The 23,432-nt window shown below is 59.6% G+C and carries 10 protein-coding genes, 2 pseudogenes and 1 riboswitch; of the genes and pseudogenes, 6 read left to right on the top strand and 6 right to left on the bottom strand.

What is annotated here, in order from left to right; genetic code table 11:
* Window positions 1-3 precede the first annotated feature (3 nt).
* Both AB4N76_RS09015 and AB4N76_RS09010 read right to left on the bottom strand, forming a co-directional pair.
* Window positions 4-708 (bottom strand): methyl-accepting chemotaxis protein, encoded by a 705-nt coding sequence (locus AB4N76_RS09015; RefSeq protein ID WP_407682191.1) that lies wholly within the window; start codon window positions 706-708, stop codon window positions 4-6.
* A gap of 198 nt (window positions 709-906) precedes the next feature.
* Window positions 907-966, bottom strand: a pseudogene (locus AB4N76_RS09010) (hypothetical protein); the annotation flags it as partial.
* 1,393 nt (window positions 967-2,359) lie between these two features.
* On the opposite strand from AB4N76_RS09010, the gene AB4N76_RS09005 reads away from it, so the two are divergent.
* Window positions 2,360-3,175, top strand: a complete 816-nt coding sequence (locus AB4N76_RS09005; protein WP_046030226.1) for a M48 family metallopeptidase — start codon at window positions 2,360-2,362, stop codon at window positions 3,173-3,175.
* 122 nt (window positions 3,176-3,297) lie between these two features.
* On the opposite strand, the gene AB4N76_RS09000 is transcribed toward AB4N76_RS09005, so the two are convergent.
* The 3 genes from AB4N76_RS09000 to AB4N76_RS08990 all read right to left on the bottom strand — a co-directional run bounded on the left by AB4N76_RS09000 (window position 3,298) and on the right by AB4N76_RS08990 (window position 6,134).
* Window positions 3,298-3,879 carry a TMEM165/GDT1 family protein gene (locus AB4N76_RS09000; RefSeq protein ID WP_046030240.1) on the bottom strand — a complete coding sequence of 194 codons (582 nt, stop codon included), beginning with the start codon at window positions 3,877-3,879 and terminating at the stop codon, window positions 3,298-3,300.
* Window positions 3,880-3,971: 92 nt separating this feature from the next.
* Window positions 3,972-4,096: riboswitch (yybP-ykoY riboswitch) on the bottom strand.
* Window positions 4,097-4,136: 40 nt separating this feature from the next.
* A complete protein-coding gene (locus tag AB4N76_RS08995; RefSeq protein ID WP_109787837.1) occupies window positions 4,137-5,135 on the bottom strand; it encodes a class I SAM-dependent methyltransferase in 999 nt (332 codons plus the stop codon).
* Window positions 5,136-5,168: 33 nt separating this feature from the next.
* Entirely contained in the window at window positions 5,169-6,134 is a 966-nt protein-coding gene (locus tag AB4N76_RS08990) for a 2-hydroxyacid dehydrogenase (protein ID WP_460164392.1), read from the bottom strand.
* A 315-nt stretch (window positions 6,135-6,449) separates the two neighbouring features.
* Here AB4N76_RS08990 and AB4N76_RS08985 point away from each other — a divergent pair, with 315 nt between their 5' ends.
* From AB4N76_RS08985 to AB4N76_RS08965, 5 genes and pseudogenes are all read left to right on the top strand, one after another.
* Entirely contained in the window at window positions 6,450-7,079 is a 630-nt protein-coding gene (locus tag AB4N76_RS08985; protein WP_046033378.1) for a LysE family translocator, read from the top strand.
* 162 nt (window positions 7,080-7,241) lie between these two features.
* Window positions 7,242-8,924 (top strand): fatty acid--CoA ligase, encoded by a 1,683-nt coding sequence (locus AB4N76_RS08980; RefSeq protein ID WP_460164391.1) that lies wholly within the window; start codon window positions 7,242-7,244, stop codon window positions 8,922-8,924.
* A 336-nt stretch (window positions 8,925-9,260) separates the two neighbouring features.
* Window positions 9,261-11,147, top strand: coding sequence for a DUF1302 domain-containing protein (locus AB4N76_RS08975; protein ID WP_046033376.1), 1,887 nt, complete (start codon window positions 9,261-9,263; stop codon window positions 11,145-11,147).
* Window positions 11,148-11,175: 28 nt separating this feature from the next.
* Window positions 11,176-12,540 (top strand): DUF1329 domain-containing protein, encoded by a 1,365-nt coding sequence (locus AB4N76_RS08970; RefSeq protein WP_046033375.1) that lies wholly within the window; start codon window positions 11,176-11,178, stop codon window positions 12,538-12,540.
* 374 nt (window positions 12,541-12,914) lie between these two features.
* A pseudogene (locus AB4N76_RS08965) lies at window positions 12,915-15,652 on the top strand (LuxR C-terminal-related transcriptional regulator).
* Window positions 15,653-15,753: 101 nt separating this feature from the next.
* Here the strand turns inward: AB4N76_RS08965 and AB4N76_RS08960 are convergent.
* Window positions 15,754-23,391, bottom strand: a complete 7,638-nt coding sequence (locus AB4N76_RS08960) for a beta strand repeat-containing protein (protein ID WP_460164390.1) — start codon at window positions 23,389-23,391, stop codon at window positions 15,754-15,756.
* Window positions 23,392-23,432 lie beyond the last annotated feature (41 nt).

Below are 23,432 nucleotides of genomic sequence, written 5' to 3'. Positions count from 1 at the left end.
ACACTAAACCTTGAACTGATTGATCAACCGCCGCTGTTGTTCGGCCAGTTTGGTCAAATCCGCACTCGCCGCACTTGATTCATCCGCCCCGCCAGCCACTTCATTGGCCACTTGCCCAATGTTGATCACGTTACGGTTGATGTCATCGGCGACTGCACTCTGTTCCTCGGCCGCACTGGCAATCTGGGTGTTCATGTCATTGATCACCGACACCGCCTGCGTAATGGTTTCCAGCGCCTCGGCCGCTTTCGCCGCATGCTGCACGCTTTCGTCCGTGCGGTTCTGGCTGTCTTCCATAACCCGCACCACGTCGCGGGTGCCTTGTTGCAGTTGCTGAATCATGGTCTGGATTTCTTCGGTGGCCTTCTGGGTCTTTTGCGCCAGGTTGCGCACTTCATCGGCCACCACCGCAAATCCACGGCCCTGTTCACCGGCGCGGGCCGCTTCGATGGCGGCGTTCAAGGCCAGCAGGTTGGTCTGTTCGGCGATTCCGCGAATGGCCGTGAGGATCGCGTTGATGTTCTCGCTGTCCTTGGCCAGTGTTTGCACCACGCCGACAGCCTTGCCAATTTCCACGGCCAGCACGCCAATCGAGTTCGAGGTGTCCCGCACAATTTGCATACCTTGGGCCGCCGCCTGATCAGCATGACTGGCCGCTTGCGCAGCCTGGGTGGCGTTACGTGCCACGTCCTGGGCGGTGGCGGTCATTTCATGCACTGCCGTGGCCACCTGGTCGATCTCGGCCATTTGTTTCTGCACGCCGATGTTGGTACGGATGGCGATGTCGGCGGTGTGTTCCGAGGAGTCACTGACACTCTGCACCGAGGTCACCACCTGCGTGATCATCGCCTGCAATTTGGCCAGGAACGTATTGAAGCCTTTGGCGATCGAGCCCAATTCATCGGCGCGGTCACTGGTCAGACGGCGTGTCAGGTCGCCTTCGCCTTTGGCGATGTCGTCGAGCATGGCGACCATTTGCTTGAGTGGCCGGGCAATGCCGTGGCCCACCAGCCAGATCACCAGCAAGCCGACACCGGCGATCAACAAACCGACCATGGCCATGCCGAACGTGTCGGATTTGCGCTGGGCGTTCAGGTCGGCCTGCAGTTTTTGCAGGTCGGCCATCACCGCATTCAGCGGCAGTTGCAACATCAAGGTCCAGCGGGCGTCGGTCTGGCCAATGCCGAACGGCAGGTACAACTCGATCCGCCCTTGGGCCTGGTCGACGGTGTAGGTCACTTCGCCGCGCTTGAGGTTGGCCATGTTGGCAATCTGTTGGCTGTCGAGGATGTCGCTGACCTTTTCACCGAATTTGCTCGGGTCTTTGGTGTAGGCAACAATTCGGCCGTTGCCGCCGATCAGCGCCATTTCCCCGGCACCGCTGTACAGTTTGTGATTCGCGCCCAGGAGCATTTCCTGAATGAAGTTCACTGACAGGTCGGCGCCGACGATGCCCTGGAAGGCGCCGTTGAGCATGATCGGTTCAATAAACGAGGCGAGCATGACGACTTTGTCGCCGACCTTGTAGGGCGCCGGATCGATCACGCAGGATTTTTTGGTTTCCTTGGAGCACAGGTAGTACTCGCTGGCGCGCACGCCGGTGGACAGGGTTTTCTGGTCGTCGACGTCCACCAGTTTGTCCAGGCCAAGGGTGCCGTCCTCATTGCGGAACCACCACGGCAGGAAGCGCCCGTTGCTGGCGTCGATGCCGTTCACTTGGGTGCCGACGTAGGCCGTATCGTTGTGGTCGAGAGCGTTTTTTTCCCAGCCGATGTAGGAGCCGAGGATCTTCGGGTTCTTGACCACGTTTTCCTTGATCAGGCTGATCAACTGCTCGCGGCTGACGGTCAGTTGTGGCTGGCCATCGGCGCCCGGGGTCCCGATCAGTGCGTTGACCCGCACCAGTCCCCCGGCAATCAGCAGTGGCGCTTCAAGTTCGCGCTGGATCTGGCTGACCTGGGTTTGCGCCAGGGACGTCAGGCGTTGTTCGATGACTTGCTCGAATTGCGCCTGGGTCCGTTCCTGGACCATGTCTTGCGTTCGTGCGCCGGAAAACAGCGCGTACAGCACCAGGGCTGCTACTACGCTAAGTACGATGGCGCCAGCGAGGGCCGCTACGGAGAACTGGATCGACTTGAATTTCATGGGTGCTCCGCACGCAAGAGGACGTCTGCGGTGGTGTATCGGCAGCGGGGCAGTCAGCCATGAGCAAGTGCGGCTTAAATGACTGTTTTGGGTGTGCCCGTGTCGCAATCAGAAAGGTGTCGAACCTTTGTGCTGCAAGGCAGTCAGTGCTGTATGAATTTTTTGCTACTACCGTCATCCCCAGTCGGGGCGGCGGATTTGAAGGAGTGCCGTGATGAACAAGTCTCTGGTTGCGTGCGTGTTGGGTTCAGCGTTGCTGCTTAACGGCTGCGAGACCGTCAACACGACCAGTGCGGGTGAAGTCGGCGTCGTTCGCCAGCAACACATGACCACATTATTGTCGAGCGCACAGGTCAATCAGTCCTACGCGCAGGATTACAAGCAGACCCTGGGGGAAGCGAGCAACAAAAACGTCCTCGACAAGACCAGTACTGAAGCCACGCGTGTTCAGGCGATTGCCGATCGTCTCATCGCCCAGGCGCCAACGTTTCGCCCGGATGCCGCGCAATGGCAGTGGGAGGTCAATCTGATCAAGAGTGAGGATATGAACGCCAACTGCGGTCCTGGCGGGAAGATCATTGTGTACACCGGTCTGATCGACAAACTGCAACTGACCGACGACGAACTGGCTGCGGTGATGGGGCATGAAATCGCCCACGCCTTGCGCGAGCATGGCCGTGAAGCGTTATCCAAAGCCTATGGCGTGAGTCTCGCGCAGCAATTGGCGATAGCGGCGGGTGCACCCGCCTTGATGGTCGAGGCAGGGAATAACGGCGTGAACCTGTTGATGACCTTGCCCAACAGTCGCACCAATGAAAACGAAGCAGACCTGATTGGCCTGGAGCTGGCGGCGCGTGCGGGCTACAACCCGAATGCGGCGATCACCCTGTGGGAAAAGATGAGCAAGGCTGACGAAGGTGCGCCACCCGAGTTCCTCAGCACTCACCCTTCTTCCAGCAGCCGCACCGCAGCGTTGCAGGCGGCGATTCCGAAGGTGATGCCGTTGTACGAGAACGCGCGCAAATCCTGATGTTTTTGTATCGCCGGTGACGGCCTCATCGCGAGCAGGCTCGCTCCTGCATTGGAACTCGGTCAAATGTGGGAGCGGGCTTGCCCGCGATGAACGATAACGCGGTCTACCGTCTTAACGCATCAAACCCAACCGCTGCTCTGCATCGCCTTGTACACCGCCACAATCGCCAAGATAAGGAATGCCGACGCCGCCAGGCGACGGATCAGGGTCAACGGCAGCTTGTCTGCGGCAAAGTTACCCGCCAGTACCACCGGTACGTTGGCAATCAGCATGCCGGCGGTGGTGCCGATGATGACCAGCCACAAATCCGGGTATTGCGCCGCCAGCATCACGGTAGCGACTTGGGTCTTGTCACCCATTTCCGCCAGGAAGAAGGCGATCAATGTGGTCAGGAACGGCCCGAACTTGCGCGCGGTGCTGACGTCGTCGTCCATCTTGTCCGGTACCAGGGTCCACAGGGCGGTGGCGGTGAAGCTGGCGGCCAGGATCCAGTGCAGCGTCGCATTCGAGAAGAAACTGCCGAACCAGGCACCTACCGCACCGGCGGCTGCGTGGTTGGCCAGGGTCGCGGCGACGATGCCGGCGATGATTGGCCAGGGCTTGCGAAAGCGGGCAGCGAGAATGAGCGCGAGCAGTTGCGTCTTGTCGCCGATTTCGGCCAAGGCAACGATTGCGGTAGGAACGAGAAGTGAATCCAGCATCATCAGGGTTTTTCCTAAGGGGCGGGTCGACACGGCTATGACACGTACAGCCTTCCCGCCCCGGGTAAGGTGTTCGTGTCATAGGTCTTGTCAAACCCTGCGATCCGTCTGATGCGGACGCTTGGGTCGCATACGCCATGGTCTGAGGACCAAGTATGTTGACGTATGCCGGACGAGCATGGCGCTCGTGGGAGACTACTCCCCTAGGACGGAGCGGATTCTGCCTAGGCAAAATCCGTTAGGCAAGCACTTATTTATCAGCCGCGTTTGGCCCGATAGATACGAAACCCCTGGCCCTCAGCCTTGATGGCGCACACGCCGAGGTGCTCTTCGATCAGCGGTTGGTACTTCAGGAAGCTGTTGGCGACCAGGCGAAGTTCGCCGCCGTTTTTCAGATGTTTGGCTGCTTTTCGCAGCAAGTTCTCGGTGGCGTAGTAGTCGGTGTGAACGCCGACATGGAACGGCGGATTACTCAGGATCGCACTCAAACCCATGGGGGCGGCGTCGATACCGTCACCGGTAATGACGTCAGCTTCCAGACCGTTGGCCGCCAGGGTCAGGCGACTACTGGCAGCGGCAAAGGCATCGACGTCGAGCAACGTCACCTGATTGTGCGGATAACGACGCTTAACCGCGGCACCCAGTACGCCCGCGCCGCAACCGAAGTCCAGCAAGTGGCCGCTCGGGAGCTTGTCCAGGTGCTCCAGCAGCAACGCGCTGCCACGATCCAGTCGGCCGTGACTGAAAACCCCCGGCAAACTGATGACTTTCAATGGCCCCTCAGCCAGTGGCAATTCGTAGGTCTCGGCCAGGCTTTCCAGCGATTTGGCTTCTGGCGCATTGGCCACCGTGACCAGCCAGAGTTGGCAATGACGGGCGCTGTCGAGCTTGCGCGGCTTGCCGAACGGATTCAGTTGTTTGGCTGCCCCTTCGATGCCGCTGCGTTTTTCGCCCACCAGGTACAATTCGCGACCGGCCAGGCGCGAGGCTAGGGCGTTGAGGATGTAGTCGGTCAGGTCCTTGGACTTGGGCAAGAACACCACAGCGGTTGCGAACTCACGCTCGGGGGCGTCTACACCAAAATGACTGCGCTCGGCGAAACGTGCGTCCAGCGCGGCTTGATCGCCGGCATGCCAGCACCAGCCGTGGGCGTCGGGCAAGCGGCCCAGCAGGTCATCGGCGGGCAAACCGGCGAGTAACACCGAGCCCTGGAATAATTCGGCCTGACGAAGCAGTACTTCACTGCGCGGATCCATACTCTGCTCCTTGAAAAAAAGTGCGGCAGTTTATCAACTGACGACCCGCAGCGCTGTACCGCTGAAGTAGGCCTGCGCGTTTTCGCTCAACTGCCCGACGATTCGCTGCCGCGCCTCGCGACTGCCCCAGGCGTTATGCGGGGTGACGATCAATCGCGGGATGTCATCGGCCAGCAAGGGATTGCCCGCCGTCGGGGGCTCGACACTCAGCACATCGGTGGCGGCGCCGCCCAGATGACCCTTGCGCAGCGCATCGGCCAGCGCCTGTTCATCGATCAAGCCACCGCGAGCGGTATTGACCACGAAGGCACCGGGTTTCATCGAGGCCAGTTCGCGGGCGCCGATGAAATGGCGGGTGTGTTCGTTGAGCGGGCAATGCAGGGTCAGCGCATCGATCTGCGGCAGCAATTCATTTAACGGCAGCCGATCCGGGCGGGCAGGTCGGCCGGGAATCTGACCGAGCAGCACACGCATGCCGAACGCTTCGGCCAGCCGCGCGACTGCGCTACCGAGTTCGCCATGGCCGAGCAAGCCGAGGGTTTTGCCTTCCAGTTCGACGATCGGGTAATCGAGCAGGCAGAACTGTTTCGCTTGCTGCCAGCGGCCTTCACCCACGGCTTTTTGGTAGTCAGCCAGGCGTGTCGCCAGGTTGAGCAGCAGCATGATCGTGTGCTGTGCCACCGATGGCGTGCCGTAACCCTGGCAGTTGCAAACGGTAACGCCATGGGCGCGGGCGGCGGCGAGGTCGACATTGTTGGTGCCGGTGGCCGTGATCAGGATCAGCTTGAGCCCGGGGCTGGCGGCGATGGCGGCAGCATCGATCAGGATCTTGTTGGTGATGGCGACGGTGGCGCCCTTTATACGTTCGATCACTTGATCCGGCGTGGTCTGTGCGAACAGTTGCAACTCGTCGAAACAGGCTTGCAGCGGGCCGAGGTCGAGGTCGCCGAGGTCCAGGGACGGGTGGTCGAGGAAAACGGCGCGGCGAGAGTTCGTCATCAACTGTACCTTTTGTGCATTGAACTGAAGGCGTAATCTGCCGAGCCTACCAGATGAAACAAATGGTTACCCATTGCACAAAAGTAGCTAAGTTGACGCGCTATGCGATGAAGCACCGACATCCCTGTAGCAGCTGGCGAAGCCCGCGTTCGGCTGCGCAGCAGTCGTAAACACAGAGCATGCGGACTTCCTGTAAGAGCGCGGTGCCTGATTTCACGACTGCTGCGCAGCCGAACGCAGGCTTCGCCAGCTGCTACAGGGATGTTGTCAGCCTGGATTTTTCATTTCGACCGATCTGCCCCCAAAGGAGCCCCGATGTACTGGACAGAATTCTTGACCGTTGCCCTGATTCACTTGTTGGCCGTGGCCAGTCCCGGCCCGGACTTTGCCGTGGTGGTGCGTGAGAGCGTGACCCATGGTCGTCGCGCCGGCACCTGGACGGCGCTAGGTGTCGGTACGGCGATTTTCCTCCACGTCGGCTATTCGTTGCTCGGCATCGGTCTGATCGTGTCCCAGTCGATCGTGCTGTTCAACGCGCTGAAATGGGCCGCTGCCGCGTACCTGTTGTACATCGGCTACAAGGCCCTGCGTGCGCAACCGGCCAAAGCGGTCGATGACAATCTGCACAAGGAGGCCGGCGAACGCACCGCACGTGGCGCCTTCACGTCCGGTTTCGTGACCAACGGTCTGAACCCCAAAGCCACGCTGTTCTTCCTGTCGCTGTTCACGGTCGTCATCAACCCGCACACGCCGCTGGCGGTGCAAGCCGGTTACGGGGTTTATCTGGCGGCGGCGACGGCGGTATGGTTTTGCCTGGTGGCGCGCCTGTTCAGCCAGCAGCGTGTGCGCGCCGGCTTCGCCCGCATGGGCCATTGGTTCGACCGGACCATGGGCGTGGTGCTGATTGCCATCGGCGTGAAGCTCGCTTTCACCGAGATGCATTGATCGCGCCGGCGCGTTACTGACATCGAACTCCCACAAATGCTGGCGTAAAGCTAGCATTTGATCGGCTCTGCAAATCATTCCTTTGGCTGATTTGGCTGTCATGGAAGGGCACTAGAGTGCTTAACATTCAGCCAACACCGTGCAGTCAGAAAAGGGATTCTTATGTTGCAGACTCGCGTTATCCCCCCAGCCGAAGGCGCTTACCAGTATCCGCTGCTGATCAAGCGGCTGCTGATGTCCGGCGCTCGTTATGAGAAAACCCGCGAGATCATCTACCGCGACCAGTTGCGCTACAGCTATCCGACCCTGATCGAGCGGGTTGCGCGGCTGGCCAACGTGTTGACGGCAGCCGGCGTCAAGGCCGGGGATACCGTGGCGGTGATGGATTGGGACAGCCATCGATACCTGGAATGCATGTTCGCCATCCCGATGATCGGCGCGGTGATCCACACGATCAACGTGCGCCTGTCGCCGGAACAAATCCTCTACACCATGAACCATGCCGAGGACCGCTTTGTGCTGGTCAACAGCGAGTTCGTGGGGCTGTACCAGGCGATTGCCGGGCACCTGACCACGGTCGAGAAAACCCTGCTGCTCACCGACCTCCCGGAAAAGACCGCCGACCTGCCCAACCTGGTCGGCGAGTACGAGCAATTGCTGGCAGCGGCCAGTACGCAGTACGACTTCCAGGACTTCGACGAAAACTCGGTCGCCACCACGTTCTACACCACCGGTACCACCGGTAATCCCAAAGGTGTGTATTTCACCCATCGGCAACTGGTGCTGCACACCATGGGCGTCTCGACGATCATGGGCGCCATCGACAGCGTGCGCCTGTTGGGCACCAACGACGTGTACATGCCGATCACCCCGATGTTCCATGTGCATGCCTGGGGCTTGCCGTATGTGGCGACCATGCTCGGGCTCAAGCAGGTTTATCCGGGCCGTTACGATCCGGAATACCTGGTGGAGCTGTGGCGAAAGGAGAAGGTCACCTTTTCCCACTGCGTGCCGACCATTCTGCAAATGGTCCTCAATGCCAAAGCGGCGCAAGGCACGGACTTCGGCGGCTGGAAAATTGTCATCGGCGGCAGCGCACTGAATCGCACCCTGTACGACGCGGCCAAGGCCAAGGGCATTCAGTTGACGGCCGCTTACGGCATGTCGGAAACCGGGCCACTGGTGTCGTGTGCTCACCTCAACGATGAGTTGATGGCGGGTAGCGAAGACGAACGCACCACCTATCGCATCAAGGCCGGCGTGCCGGGGCCATTGGTCGAGGCGGCGATCGTCGACACCGACGGCAATTTCCTGCCCGCCGATGGCGAAACCCAGGGCGAACTCGTGCTGCGTGCGCCATGGCTGACCGAGGGTTACTTCAACGAGCCGCAGAAGGGCGCCGAGCTGTGGGCCGGGGGCTGGCTGCATACCGGCGACGTGGCGACGCTGGACAGCATGGGCGTGATCGACATTCGTGATCGCATCAAAGATGTGATCAAGACCGGTGGCGAGTGGATCTCGTCGCTGGACCTTGAAGACTTGATCAGTCGCCACGAGGCGGTACGTGAAGTAGCAGTGGTGGGCATCGCCGATCCGCAGTGGGGCGAGCGGCCGTTTGCGCTGCTGGTGATCCGCGATGGGTATGAGATCGGGGCCCGGGAACTCAAGGAACACCTCAAGCCATTCGTGGAGTTGGGGCACCTGAGCAAGTGGGCGATTCCCAGCCAGATTGCCCTTGTTACTGAAATTCCCAAGACCAGCGTCGGCAAGCTCGACAAGAAGCGCATCCGCCTCGACATCACTGAATGGCAGGCCAATAACAGCGCCTTTCTCTCGACGCTTTAAGCGTCTCCCGGTGTGCCCGAAAGGGCACGCCAGGCCCACCAAGCAAGCGCTTGGCTTGTGAAATCCGAATTTTCAGCCATCCTTGGCGTGCCGACAGGTGTCGGACTGGCAAAGGACTGTTCCAGAGTGGCCGGCAGCTGCAAATCACACTTTAGAGGGATCAAGCTCTACTACCTGCTGGCTATAGTCCGCTCAAGGATTTTTAAGAACGGAGCTCACGTACAAAACGGGGCGATGCATTTTTGGAGTGACTTCGGGACGCCTTGGCTCCCCGTCACCCACAACGTTTTTAGAAGTACTCACTGCCATAACAATAATGCACATGGAGTAGCGTCGATGACATCAGTAAACACGTTCTGGCGCCGGGCGAAATTGCCTCTGGCGGTCAGTCTCGCCTCTACGCTCGCCGGGCCTGCATTCGGCGTCAGTTTCAACGTTGGTGAAATCGAAGGTCAGTTCGATTCGTCGCTCTCCCTGGGTATGAGCGTCTCCACTCAGTCGCCGAACAAGAACCTGATTGGCGTCAACAACGGCGGGCACGGCCTGTCACAGACCTCCGATGACGGTCACTTGAACTTCAAGAGCGGGCAAGCGTTCTCGAAGATCTTCAAGGGTATCCATGACCTTGAACTGAAATACGGCGACACCGGCGTCTTTGTCCGGGGCAAATACTGGTACGACTTCGCGCTGCAAGACGAAGACCTGGAATTCAAGAACGTCGAAAACGACGGTCGCAAAGAGGGCGCAAAATCTTCCGGCGGCCAAATCCTCGACGCCTTTGTCTATCACAACTACTCCATTGCCGATCAGCCGGGCTCCGTGCGTTTGGGCAAGCAGGTGGTGAGCTGGGGTGAAAGTACCTTCATCGGCGGCGGCATCAACTCGATCAACCCGATTGACGTGTCCGCGTTCCGTCGTCCAGGCGCCGAGATCAAGGAAGGCCTGATCCCGGTCAACATGTTCTACGTGTCGCAGAGCCTGACCGAGAACCTGTCGGCTGAAGCCTTCTACCAACTGGAATGGGACCAGACCGTCGTCGATAACTGCGGCACGTTCTTCTCTCAGCCAGACATCGTGGCCGACGGTTGCGACAACAACTTGCGAGTGCTGAACAAACGTTCGCAGATTCCAGCCGTTGCATTGGGCCCATTGGCCACTGCGGGTGTCGACGTCAACGAAGAAGGTGTTCTGGTTCGGCGTGGCGGTGATCGTGATGCCCGCGACAGCGGCCAGTGGGGCGCGTCGTTCAAGTACATGTTCGACCCGCTGGACACCGAGTTCGGTGCCTACTTCATGAACTACCACAGCCGTGCGCCGATCTTCAGCGCCACCGGTGCACCTCAGTCGGTCTATAACACGGCGGCTGCCCTGCCAGGTCCCTTCGCCGCACTCGCACCGTTGCTGGTGGCCGGTAACTCGAAGTACTTCATCGAATACCCTGAAGACATTCGCCTTTATGGCTTGAGCTTCTCCACCACCCTGCCTACCGGTACCGCGTGGCAAGGTGAACTCAGCTACCGTCCAAACGCGCCGGTGCAGTTGAACTCCACTGACATCCTGTTCGCCGGTGTACGTCCTTTGGGCGGCGCACTGGGTAACGCTTCGTTGCTCTCTGCGGCTCCGGGTCAAGATCTGCACGGTTACAACCGTAAAGAAGTCACCCAATTCCAGACCACCCTGACGCACTTCTTTGATCAGGTCATGGGCGCCAGCCGTCTGACCCTGGTCGGTGAAGTGGGCGTGACTCACGTCGGCGGCCTGGAAAGTACCGACGACGTCCGTTATGGCCGCGATCCGGTCTATGGTCCGGGTATGTTGCCAGCCACTGGCGCGGTCAATACGTGCGTGGCGCTCAACACCAGCACCATCAACGGCGCCGGTCCGGGCACCGCCACCAACAACCGCAGCCGCAACTGCAACAGCGATGGCTTCACCACGGCGACTTCGTGGGGCTACCGCGGTCGTGCGATCTGGGAATACAACGACGTGTTCGCCGGTGTGAACCTCAAGCCTAACGTGGCCTGGTCCCACGACGTAGACGGTTACTCGCCAGGTCCTGGCGGCAACTTTGAGGAAGGTCGTAAAGCGGTGAGCCTGGGTGTCGATGCCGAGTACCAGAACACCTACAACGCGAGCCTGGCCTACACCAACTTCTTCGACGGCAAGTACACCACCGTAGATGACCGCGACTTTGTTGCGCTCAGCGTCGGCGTGAACTTCTAAGCACTGTTTTTTCAGGACGAACACACATATGAAAATAACAAAGAGTCTGTTCCACGCTGGTGTTCTGGGGCTTTCGCTGCTGGCGACGAGCGTCATGGCGGCGGTCCCTGCGGCCGAAGCCGACAAGCTGGGCAAGAGCCTGACCCCGATGGGGGCCGAGATGGCGGGTAATGCCGACGGTTCGATCCCGGCCTGGAAACCAATGCCGAAAAACGCCGGCACCGTCGACAGCAAAGGTTTCCTGTCCGACCCGTTCGCCAGTGAAAAACCGCTGTTCACCATCACGGCGCAGAACGTCGACCAGTACAAGGAAAAGCTTGCCCCGGGCCAGTACGCGATGTTCAAGCGCTACCCGGAAACCTACAAGATGCCGGTTTATCCGTCCCATCGCGGTTCCACCGTGCCGGATGACGTGTTCGCCGCCATCAAGAAGAACGCCACCACTACCACCCTGGTGTCCGGTGGCAACGGTCTGGAAAACTTCGAAACCGCTGTGCCGTTCCCGATTCCGAAAAGCGGTGTGGAAGTCATCTGGAACCACATCACCCGCTATCGTGGCGGCAGTGTGACCCGTCTAGTGACCCAGGCCACGCCACAGCCGAACGGCTCGTACAGCCTGGTGTACTTCCAGGATCAGTTCGTGTTCCGCGACAAAATGAAGGACTACGACCCGAAAAACCCGGGCAACATCCTGTTCTACTTCAAGCAGAAAGTGACCGCGCCGGCACGTCTGGCGGGTGGTGTGTTGCTGGTACACGAAACCCTCGATCAGGTGAAGGAACCGCGTTCGGCGTGGGTCTACAACGCCGGTCAGCGTCGTGTGCGTCGTGCACCACAAGTGTCCTATGACGGGCCGGGTACCGCGGCGGATGGCCTGCGTACCTCCGACAACCTGGACATGTTCAACGGTGCGCCGGATCGCTACGACTGGAAGCTCGAAGGCAAAAAAGAGATGTACATCGCCTCCGACAGCTACAAGCTCGACTCGCCGAGCCTGAAGTACGACGACATCATCAAGGCCGGTCACATCAACCAGGACCTGTCGCGTTACGAGTTGCGTCGGGTCTGGCATGTGGTCGCTACTTTGAAGGAAGGCCAGCGTCACATCTACGCCAAACGTGACTTCTACATCGACGAAGATACCTGGCAAGCCGCTGTGATCGATCACTATGACGGTCGCAATCAGCTATGGCGTGTGGCGGAAGCTCACTCCCAGCAGTATTACAACGTGCAAGTGCCGTGGTACACCCTGGAAGCCCTGTACGACCTGCAATCGGGTCGCTACCTGGCGCTGGGCATGAAGAACGAAGAGAAGTCGGCGTATGACTTCGGCTTCACCGCTACCACCAGCGACTTCACACCTGCTGCACTGCGTCAGGACGGGGTTCGCTAACCTGTACTGATCAGAAGCCGCATCCTCAAAAAAACGCCCCGACTGGTTCGGGGCGTTTTTTTTGACGTTCATAAAGCCCTGTGTAGCAGCTGCCGAGCCTGCGAGGCTGCGTCCGGCTGCGCAGCAGTCGTAAACCTGAGTACAAGGTAGTTCTGGAGAGTCGCAACGATTGATTTCACGACTGCTGCGCAGCCGGACGCAGCCTCGCAGGCTCGGCCGCTGCTACGGGGCAGTGTGGTTGCCGGATTGATCGACATATTTGCTTGTAGACTTTTTGTAGCCATTTGTAGCAATTACCTTCATTCCCTATCCGTTTACCGCTAGTCTGCGGACATCTGCAACGCCGCCACCCGTAATTCAAACAAGAGCCGGCCATGACTGATCTGTCCTCATCCCCGGGCCCATCAAGCGTTTCCATCGCGACATTGGACGGACGCTTTTTCGGCCCCCATTGCCCGACGGCCATGTGCTGCGGCCTCGTTTGTGCGAGCGCCTGAGTGCCGGTCTCGGTGGCAGGCTGTTGCTGGTCAGCGCACCTGCCGGCTTCGGCAAGAGTTCATTGGCGGTAGAGTTCTGTCAGGCGCTGCCGGAGCATTGGCGAAGTCTGTGGCTGGGGTTGAGCCCTCGAGACAGTGATCCGGGGCGATTCCTTGAGCGGTTGCTCGAAGGGCTTCAGGACTACTTTCCGACATTGGGCTGTCAGGCGTTGGGTCTACTGAAAATGCGCCAGCGTCATCAGCCGTTCGCCTTTGAAGAATGGCTGGATGGATTGCTTGATGAGCTGGCCTTCCACCTGTCGCCCAGTACGCCTTTGCTGCTGGTGCTCGATGACTATCATCTGGCGCAAGGTCCGGTACTCGATCGTTGCCTGCAGTTTTTCCTCAATCACTTGCCCGATGGCCTGCTGGTCATGGTCACCAGTCGACAGCGTCCGGACTGGCACCTGGCGCGCTTGCGCCTGTCGCGCCAACTGCTCGAGCTGCATGAGCAAGACCTTCGATTGACCCATGAGGAAGCGCTCACGTTGCTTGATCGCCACAGCAGCTCATTGCGTGGCGAGGCCTTGGAAAGTCTGATCCAGCGTAGCGAAGGCTGGGTCGCGGGCCTGCGATTCTGGTTGCTGGCAGCCTCCGAGGCGGGGACTGACAGCGCATTGCCACAGTCGCTGCACGGTGGGGAAGGGCTGATTCGTGATTACCTGCTCGAAGAGGTCATCGATTGTCTGCCGGCTGAAGTGCAGCAGTTTCTTTATGACACCGCGCCTCAGGAACGTTTTTGCAGCGAGCTCTGCGACGCGGTACGCGAAGCCCATGACAGCGCCGAAATTCTGCGATTCCTTCAGGCACACCAAGTGTTTCTGGTGCCGCTGGACGAGCACGGCCACTGGTATCGCTATCACCACCTGTTTTCTGACCTGCTGCGCACTCGGCCTACCGCTCAGACGATAGTGCCGGTCGCCAGTCTGCATTTACGCGCGTGTCGCTGGTTCAATGCCCAGGGTCTGCTCGACGAGGCTGTGGAGCAGGCGTTGCGTGCCGGGCATCTGGATGTTGCCGCGAACCTGGTGCAAAACCTCTCGGAGGAACAACTGCTGGCCGAGCAAAACGTCGGCATGCTGTTGCGCTGGAAAATGGACTTGCCCGATAGCTTGTTGATCAGCACGCCCAGGCTCATCGTGCTCTACAGTTGGGCGTTGGGGATGGCCTGTCAGCTGGACGCGGCGCAGGAACTGGCGGCTCACTTGAGTCGCTTCCTGCCGGCCCCTTCGGCCACTGCGCAGAAGTCGATGCTGGCGCAGTGGCTGGCCCTGAGTGGCATCATCGCCCGGGGGCGTGGCAATCGCGAACTGACGCTGCTCTATTGCACCGAAGCGCTGCAGAGCCTGCCGGCCAAGCGCTACGGACAACGCTTGATGTGCCTCTCGACCCTGTCCAACCTGGCCATTGCCGACGGCGATTTGTGGCGCGCGCGCAGTTTGAATCGAGAGTCGCTGGAATTGGCACAAAGGGTCGGCAACCCGTTGTTTGAAGCACTGGCCCATTACGATCGCGCCCGTGTGTTGCAGGCGCGCGGGGAAATCCTGCGCTCGTTGCAAGAGGTCCGTCAGGGGTTGCAACGCCTGCAAGGGTTATCCCCACAACGACTTTACGCGGTACGTGCACGGCTGACGTTATACGAAGGGCTCTTGCTGGCCTTGCGCATGCAACCGCAAGCCGCTCGGTCGCGCTTGCAAGCGGGTCTGAGTGAAGCGCGTGCCTGTCGCGACATCAGCGTGCTCATCGGCCATTGTGTGATCGCCCGGCTTGAGGGCAGCAGCGGCGAGTTCGCCAACGCCTTCGCCGAACTGGCCGAGGCCGAGCGCCTGATGCACATCTGGGACGTGCCACCGATTTACTATCTGGCAATGATTACCCTAGTCAAATGTGAACTATGGCTGGCCCAGGGGCGCACCGATCTGGCCGAAGCCTGGCTGGCGCGCCTGGGGCAGACCTACACCGGTGAGCACGCCGCAGCGCCACCGGAATTCCATCCACAGTTGCCGCTGCATATCGAGTTACAGCAAGCCTTGCTGGACGTCATTCAAGGGCAATTGATGATCGCCGAAGGGCGGTTGAATGCATTGCTCGAGCATGGGCAGCAATCTGGCCGACAAATGCTCTGCACCTTGGCACTGACTCAAAAAGTCACCTTGTTTTTGGCCAGCGGGCGCGAACCCGAGGCCCGCAAGGCACTGGCCCAGGCGCTGGAAGCGGCGACCGGTGGCGCCTTGCAACCGTTCGACGGGTTGCTGGCTGAACATCCGTGCTGGCTGCGTGGGCAACTGCAATTGAGTGCTGCGACGGATGTTTCGCAGCAACTTGCAGAAAAACTACCGTCGGTGGCCCTTCGTCCGACAGTGGAGTCGTGTTCGGGGGCAGAGCAGCTCAGCGCGCGTGAATTGGCGGTTCTTCAGCTGATTGCCCAAGGGTGCTCGAATCAACAAATCAGCGACCAGCTGTTCATTTCGCTGCACACGGTTAAAACCCATGCGAGTCATATCAACAGCAAGCTTGGGGTGGAACGGCGTACGCAGGCGGTGGCACGGGCGAAGGCATTAGGCGTGTTGGTTTAGCCGAAAACAGTGCACTTGAAACAAAAAACGCCCCGATCAAGTCGGGGCGTTTTTGTTTGTATACCCGACCTGTTCGACAGGTCGGGTCTTTCTATCGAGGTTTACGCCACCAGATCGTTGGCGTTGAGCGTGTTGACGCCCACCAACTGGATTTCGAAGTCTGCCCCCGCGTTGCCACTGACGTTGCCCGACAACACGTGATCGATGAAACGCACTTGTCCTGCGCCGGTGAAGTCATTGGCACCGATAAAGGTGAAACCGTTGAAACCACCCTGCAGCAGGTTGGCATCGAACTTCGTCAGATCGATTTTATCGCCTTGCAGACTGCTGAAGTCAGTGATGACGTCGCGGCTGGCGCCGGTGCCCATTTGGTTGACGGCACCGAACACGAACGTATCGCCACCAGCACCACCGGTCAGGGTATCGACACCCGCGCCACCGTCGAGGATGTTGTTTTGGCCGTTGCCGGTGATCGAGTTATTCAGGCTGTTGCCCAGGGCCGTGAAGGCACCGGTGCCCAGTAACATAACGTTTTCAACGTTGACCAGGTTGCTTGTAGACAAATTGACCACATTGTCCTGGGCCGTTGCATTGAAGGTGAGGTAAAGGGTGTCGGTCCCTTCATTGGCGTTTTCCTGCACCAGTCCCAGTTCCGAACTCTGGTCGAGAGCGTAGGCATCGTTGCCCTTGCCGCCGATCATCGTGTCGGTACCGAGGCCACCGTCCAAAACGTTGTTGCCGTCGTTGCCGGTCAGCACGTTGTTGAGGCTGTTGCCGCTGCCAGTGAGGTCGGCACTGCCGGTGAGGGTCAGGTTTTCCAGGTTGGCGCCCAAGGTCCAACTTACCGAAGAGCGTACGCTGTCGATCTCGCCGACCAGAGTGCTGGTTTCGCTGACCACATCGCCGAGGTTGTCGACGATATACGTGTCATTGCCGGTGTCGCCGGCCATGAAGTCGGCACCCGCGCCGCCATTGAGGGTGTTGTTGCCGACGCTGCCTTTGAGGGTGTTGTTGAGGCTGTTGCCGGTGCCGTTGAGGTTGGCGCCGATCAGGCTCAGGTTCTCGACATTGGCGCCCAGGGTGTAATCGATGTAGGAGTAGACCGTATCGATTTCCGTGGCCGAGGTGCCTTGTTCGACGATCACGTCACCGGCGTTATCCACCACATAGGCGTCGTTGCCGGCGCCCCCGATCAGGGTGTCCGCGCCAGCCTTGCCGTCGAGGATGTTGTCGCTGGCGTTGCCAGTGATCGTGTTGTCCAGGCTGTTGCCGTAAGCCATGAAGGCGCCGGTGCCCAGTAGCAGGACGTTTTCAACGTTTTGCAGGTTGCTCTGGCCCAGATCGACCACGCTGCTCTGGCTCGCATTGAAGGTGAGGTAGAGGGTGTCGGTCCCTTCGTTGGCATTTTCCTGCACCAGTCCCAGTTCCGCACTCTGGTCGAGAGCGTAGGCATCGTTGCCCCGGCCGCCGATCATCGTGTCAATGCCGAGACCACCGTCCAGAATGTTGTTGCCGTCGTTCCCGGTCAGCACGTTGTTCAGGGTGTTGCCGCTGCCATTGAGGTCGGCGCTACCGGTGAGGGTCAGGTTTTCCAGGTTGGCGCCCAGGGTCCAGTTCACCGACGAGCGCACGGTGTCGATCTCGCCGGCCAGGGTGCTGGTTTCGCTGACCACATCGCCGAGGTTGTCGACGACATAGGTGTCATTGCCGGTGTCGCCGGCCATGAAGTCGGCACCCGCGCCGCCATCGAGGGTGTTGTTGCCGACGCTGCCTTTGAGGGTGTTGTTGAGGCTGTTGCCGGTGCCGTTGAGGTTGGCGCCGATCAGGCTCAGGTTCTCGACGTTGTTGCCCAGGGTGTAATCGATGTAGGAGTAGACCGTGTCGATTTCCGTGGCCGAGGTGCCTTGCTCGATGACCACGTCGCCGATGTTGTCGACCACGTAGGCATCGTTGCCAGCACCGCCGTCCAGGGTGTCCGCGCCGGCCATGCCGTCGAGGATGTTGTCGCCGGCGTTGCCGGTCAGCACGTTGCTCAGGCTGTTGCCATAGCCATTGAGGCTGGCATTGCCGGTGAGGGTCAGGTTCTCGACGTTGTCGCCCAGGGTGAAGGTCACCGAGGACCGCACGCTGTCGATCTCGCTGATCAGAGTGTTGGTTTCGCTGACGATATCGCCCACGTTGTCGACAAAATAGGTGTCGTTGCCGGTGCCGCCGGCCAGGAAGTCGACGCCTGCACCACCATCCAGAGTGTTATTACCAGCGTTTCCGATCATCGTATTGTTGAGGCTGTTGCCAATACCGATGAGGTCGGCACTGCCGGTGAGAGCCAGATTTTCCAGGTTGGCGCCCAGGGTCCAGTTTACCGACGACCGAACGGTGTCAATCTCACTGGCCAGGGTGCTCGTTTCACTGACCACATCACCGAGGTTGTCGACGATGTAAGTGTCATTGCCGGTGTCGCCGGCCATGAAGTCGGCACCCGCTCCGCCATCGAGGATGTTGTTGCCGGCGCTGCCTTTAATGACGTTGTTGAGGCTGTTGCCGGTACCGCTGAGGTTGGCACCGATCAGGGTCAGGTTCTCGAGGTTGGCACCCAAGAAGTAATCGATGTAGGAATAGACCGTGTCGATTTCCGAGGCCGAGGTGCCTTGCTCGATGATCACGTCACCGACGTTGTCGACCACGTAGCTGTCGTTGCCGGCACCGCCATCCAGGGTGTCCGCACCCGCCATGCCGTCGAGGATGTTGTCGCCGGCATTGCCTGTCAGCACGTTGTTCAGGTTGTTGCCATAGCCATAGAGATTGGCGCTGCCGGTGAGGGTCAGGTTCTCGACGTTGGCACCCAGGGTGAAGGTCACCGAGGACTGCACGCTGTCGATCTCGCCGACCAGAGTGCTGGTTTCGCTGACCACATCGCCGAGGTTGTCGACGATATACGTGTCATTGCCGGTGTCGCCGGCCATGAAGTCGGCACCCGCGCCGCCATTGAGGGTGTTGTTGCCGACGCTGCCTTTGAGGGTGTTGTTGAGGCTGTTGCCGGTGCCGTTGAGGTTGGCGCCGATCAGGCTCAGGTTCTCGACATTGGCGCCCAGGGTGTAATCGATGTAGGAGTAGACCGTATCGATTTCCGTGGCCGAGGTGCCTTGTTCGACGATCACGTCACCGGCGTTATCCACCACATAGGCGTCGTTGCCGGCGCCCCCGATCAGGGTGTCCGCGCCAGCCTTGCCGTCGAGGATGTTGTCGCTGGCGTTGCCAGTGATCGTGTTGTCCAGGCTGTTGCCGTAAGCCATGAAGGCGCCGGTGCCCAGTAGCAGGACGTTTTCAACGTTTTGCAGGTTGCTCTGGCCCAGATCGACCACGCTGCTCTGGCTCGCATTGAAGGTGAGGTAGAGGGTGTCGGTCCCTTCGTTGGCATTTTCCTGCACCAGTCCCAGTTCCGCACTCTGGTCGAGAGCGTAGGCATCGTTGCCCCGGCCGCCGATCATCGTGTCGATGCCGAGACCACCGTCCAGAATGTTGTTGCCGTCGTTCCCGGTCAGCACGTTGTTCAGGGTGTTGCCGCTGCCATTGAGGTCGGCGCTACCGGTGAGGGTCAGGTTTTCCAGGTTGGCGCCCAGGGTCCAGTTCACCGACGAGCGCACGGTGTCGATCTCGCCGGCCAGGGTGCTGGTTTCGCTGACCACATCGCCGAAGTTGTCGACGACATAGGTGTCATTGCCGGTGTCGCCGGCCATGAAGTCGGCACCCGCGCCGCCATCGAGGGTGTTGTTGCCGACGCTGCCTTTGAGGGTGTTGTTGAGGCTGTTGCCGGTGCCGTTGAGGTTGGCGCCGATCAGGCTCAGGTTCTCGACGTTGTTGCCCAGGGTGTAATCGATGTAGGAGTAGACCGTGTCGATTTCCGTGGCCGAGGTGCCTTGCTCGATGACCACGTCGCCGATGTTGTCGACCACGTAGGCATCGTTGCCAGCACCGCCGTCCAGGGTGTCCGCGCCGGCCATGCCGTCGAGGATGTTGTCGCCGGCGTTGCCGGTCAGCACGTTGCTCAGGCTGTTGCCATAGCCATTGAGGCTGGCATTGCCAGTCAGGGTCAGGTTTTCGATGTTGTCGGAAAGGGTATAGCTGACGGTGGTTTTTACCAGGTCAACACCTTCATTGGCGCCTTCGACCACGGCGTCGGCAATGTTATCGACGATGTAGATATCGTTGCCCGTCCCACCCGACAAGCTGTCGGCGCCTGCGCCACCGTCCAGTATGTCGTTGCCCGCACCACCCGATAGCGTATTGCTGGATGCGTTGCCGGTGAGGGCGTTGTCGAGCGTGTTGCCAATGACGGTAAAGGCCCCTGTCCCTACCAGAACGACATTTTCGACGTTCTGCAAGTTGCTCGCGCTCAGATTGACGACGCTGCCCTGGGCTGTTGCGTTGTAGGCGAGGTAAAGGGTGTCGATGCCTTCGTTGCTGTTTTCCTGTAGCAGTCCCAGTTCCGCACTCTGATCGAGGGCATAGGCATCGTTGCCCCGGCCACCGATCATCGTGTCGATCCCGAGGCCACCGTCCAGAACGTTGTTGCCGTCGTTACCGGTCAGCACGTTGTTGAGGCTGTTGCCGCTGCCAGTGAGGTCGACGCTGCCGGTAAGGGTCAGGTTTTCCAGGTTGGCGCCCAGGCTCCAGCTTACCGACGAGCGCACGGTGTCAATCTCGTCAGCCAGGGTGCTGGTTTCGCTGGCCACATCGCCGAGGTTGTCGACGATGTAGGTGTCATTGCCGGTGTCGCCGGCCATGAAGTCGGCACCCGCACCGCCATCCAGGGTGTTATTGCCAGCGCTGCCTTTGAGTGTGTTGTTGAGGCTGTTGCCAGTGCCACTGATGTTGGCGCCGATCAGGCTCAAGTTCTCGACGTTGGTGCCCAGGGTGTAATCGATGTAGGAATAGACCGTGTCGATTTCCGTGGCCGAGGTGCCTTGCTCGATGATCACGTCACCGACGTTGTCCACCACGTAACTGTCGTTGCCGGCCCCCCCATCCAGGGTGTCCGCACCGGCCATGCCGTCGAGGATGTTGTCGCCGGCGTTGCCGGACAGTGCGTTGCTCTGGTTGTTGCCATAACCGTTGAGGTTGGCATTGCCGCTGAGGATCAGGGTCTCGACGTTGGCGCCCAGGGTGAAGGTCACCGAGGAAAACACAGTGTCGATTTCGCCGGCCAGGGTGCTGGTTTCGCTGACAACATCGCCGACGTTTTCGACGTAGTAAGTGTCTTCGCCGGTACCACCGGCCATGAAGTCGGCGCCTGCACCACCGAAAAGAACGTTGTTGCCGGCGTTGCCGATCAACGTGTTATTGAGGTTATTGCCGGTACCATTGATGTTGGCGTTGCCGGTGAGCGTCAGGTTTTCCAGGTTGGCGCCGAGTGTGAAGCCCACTGAGGACTGCACAGTGTCGATCTCGCCGGCCAGGGTGCTGGTTTCGCTGACCACATCGCCGAGGTTGTCGACGATGTACGTGTCATTGCCGGTGTCGCCGGCCATAAAGTCGGCACCTATGCCGCCATCCAGGATGTTGTTGCCGGCGCTGCCTTTGAGGACGTTGTTAAGGCTGTTGCCAGTGCCGCTGATGTTGGCGCCGATCAGGCTCAGGTTCTCGACATTGGCGCCCAGGGTGTAATCCACATAGCTGTAAACCGTGTCGACTTCCGAGGCCGAGGTGCCTTGCTCGATGACCACGTCGCCGATGTTGTCCACCATATAGGCGTCATTACCAGCACCTCCGTCCATGGTGTCTGCACCCTCTTGACCATTGAGGGTATTGTTCCCGGCGTTGCCGGTCAGGACGTTGTTCTGGGTGTTGCCGATCGCATCAATGTTGGCACTGCCGGCAAGGGTCAGGTTTTCGACGTTGGCGCCCAGGGTGAAGGTTACCGAGGACAGCACGCTGTCGATCTCGCCGACCAGGGTGCTGGTCTCGCTGACGATATCGCCGGCACTGTCGACGATGTAGGTGTCATTACCGGTGCCGCCGATCAACCAGTCGGTGCCCGCACCACCATTGAGGATGTTGTTGCCGTTGTTGCCGGTGATGATGTTATTGAGGTTGTTGCCGGTACCGTTGAGGTTGGCGCTGCCGGTGAGGGTCAGGTTCTCGACGTTATTGCCCAAGGTGTAATCGATAGAGGCAATCACCGTATCGACTTGGTCGGGGAAGACAATGTATTCGGTGACCACGTCGCCGACGTTGTCTACGTAATAGGTGTCGTTACCGGCACCGCCTTCCATGATGTCTGCACCGGCGCCGCCATCGAGGATATTGTTTGCGCTGTTGCCGGTGAGGCTGTTGTTCAGATTGTTGCCGGTCAGGTTGACCTGCGCGCTGCCCAGCAGTTGGCCGTTCTCGACATTGGCGGCCAGGGTGTAGCTGACGTTGGTCTGGACCAGGTCGGTGCCTTCGTTTTCGGCTTCGATCACCGTGTCCGCAGCGTCGGCAAAGATGTAGGTGTCGTTGCCGACCCCACCGACCAGCGTATCGGCACCGGCACCACCATTGAGGGTGTCGTTGCCCAACCCCCCTATCAATGTGTTGGCAGAGGCATTGCCGGTCAGGGTGTTGTCCTGGTCGTTGCCGGTGACGTTAAATGCACCGGAGCCCAACACCTGAACGTTTTCGAAGTTTTGCAGGGTGGCCACGTTCATGTCGACGAGGCTGTTCTGGGCGTTCGCGTCGTAGGTGAGGTAAAGCGTATCGGTGCCTTCGCCGACATTTTCCTGAACCAGGGTCAGTTCAATGCTCTGGTCGAGGATGTATTCATCACTGCCTTTGCCACCGATCATCGTGTCGATACCGGCGGCGCCATTGAGGATGTTGTTGCCAGCATTGCCAGTCAACACGTTGTCCTGCGTGTTACCGATAGCAAAAGCGAGGTCGGTGCCGGTAAGCGTCAGGTTTTCCAGGTTGGCGCTCAAAGTAAAGCTCGCCGAGGCCAGCACGGTGTCGATTTCGCTCACCAGGGTGCTGGTTTCGATGATGACATCGCCGATGTTGTCGACGATGTAAGTGTCATTGCCTGCACCACCGATAAGCGTGTCTGCCCCGGTGCCACCATCGAGGATGTTATTGCCGGCGTTACCTGTGAGTGTGTTGTTCGAGGCGTTGCCGGTGGCATTGAGGTTGCCATTGGTCAGCAGCGTAAGGTTCTCGACATAGGGGCTGAAGGCGAGGTTGTAGCTGACGGTGGACAAAACCGAATCGATTTCCAGGGGAGAAGACCCCGTCTCGACGACCACGTCATCTTTGTTGTCGACGATGTAAGTATCGTTGCCTGCACCGCCATACATGCGGTCTGCACCGGTTCCGCCATCCAGGACATTGTTCAGGGCATTGCCTTTCAAGACATCGTTGAACGTTGAACCTGTGGCGTTTTCGATCTGACTGCCGTAAGCAATCGCAAGTCCACTGTTGAAGGAGTAGGTGGTCCCGTCTGCGTAGTAGTCGAAGGCGATACCGATCGAACTGAACGCGCCCTCATTCAAGTCCAGGCTGACGCCGCTCAGTTGGTTGCTCGCATCGATCGTGTCGGTACCACCCGAATCCCAGATGGTCTCGAATACGCTTTTGTAGTAGTCCCAGCGATAGACAGTATCGCCCGCCTGGTTATGGGTGTTGGCACCATACAGTGCCTGGATGGCAACGATGTCCAGAAGCATCGGTGTCGTCGGCAGATAGGAATAGTTGCTGTTGTAACTCATGACCGTGTAGCGGACATCGTCCAGCGACGGGTCAAGTATTG

The organism is Pseudomonas sp. S2_F03 (assembly GCF_054668335.1).
Note: the sequence above shows the minus strand (reverse complement) of the source record. Positions and strands in the feature narration are given on the sequence as shown.